1 protein-coding gene is annotated in these 682 nt (G+C 36.8%); it reads right to left on the bottom strand.

What is annotated here, in order from left to right:
* Positions 1 to 164: 164 nt before the first annotated feature.
* On the bottom strand, positions 165 to 503 hold the full coding sequence (locus DWW23_RS25345) for a cupin domain-containing protein (protein ID WP_122357243.1): 339 nt from the start codon (positions 501 to 503) through the stop codon (positions 165 to 167).
* Positions 504 to 682: the final 179 nt, after the last annotated feature.

Genomic DNA, 682 nt, shown 5'->3' with positions numbered 1-682 from the left:
AACCCTTTTTATTGATTAGGCAGAAAGTAGTCAACTAAAATCGTTAAACTACACAATAAAAGTGTTTCACCTTAATGGAACAACTGTTTCATTAAGGTGAAACAACTGTTCCATTAGGGTGAAACACTTTCAAGGTTATAGTCTTCCGGGTAACATCCCGGAAGTTATAAAAAATCTTCCCTAACCGGACTAAACGTATCGATCAACACACCGGCTTCCACACATTCGCATCCATGTAAAACACCCGGTTTCATATAAACGCCATCTCCTGTCCTGACGATCTTTGTTTCCCCGTCCGTCGTAAACTTAAACACGCCACTGGCCACATAAGTAGTCTGTGTATGCGGATGTGTATGAGGAGCCCCGACTGCTCCGGTCTCAAACTTCACCTTTACCATCATCAAATCATCATTATATCCCATGATCTGACGCTGCACACCTCCACCGAGGTCTTGCCATTCTATCTTTTCTTCAAATTGAAAATTAGCACTTTCCTGATTCATAACCTATTATTTTACATTTTAATAGAATGTAAAGATAAACGATAATACATATTCTTCAAATATTGATATAATATTTTCATGCAGTCAGGATTGATGATTCATCTATAAGATCGCTTTATCTTTTCTTTAAATTAAAAAAAACAGGAATATAGTAAGATAAGAAAAAAGAATTCACACCC

The organism is Parabacteroides sp. AF14-59 (genome assembly GCF_003479515.1).
Lineage (GTDB): Bacteria > Bacteroidota > Bacteroidia > Bacteroidales > Tannerellaceae > Parabacteroides > Parabacteroides faecis.
Note: the sequence above shows the minus strand (reverse complement) of the source record. Positions and strands in the feature narration are given on the sequence as shown.

Bases quoted from the DNA above. Each gene is read 5' to 3' on its own strand.
- DWW23_RS25345 (WP_122357243.1), bottom strand. From the start codon at position 503: ATGAATCAGGAAAGTGCTAATTTTCAATTTGAAGAAAAGATAGAATGG.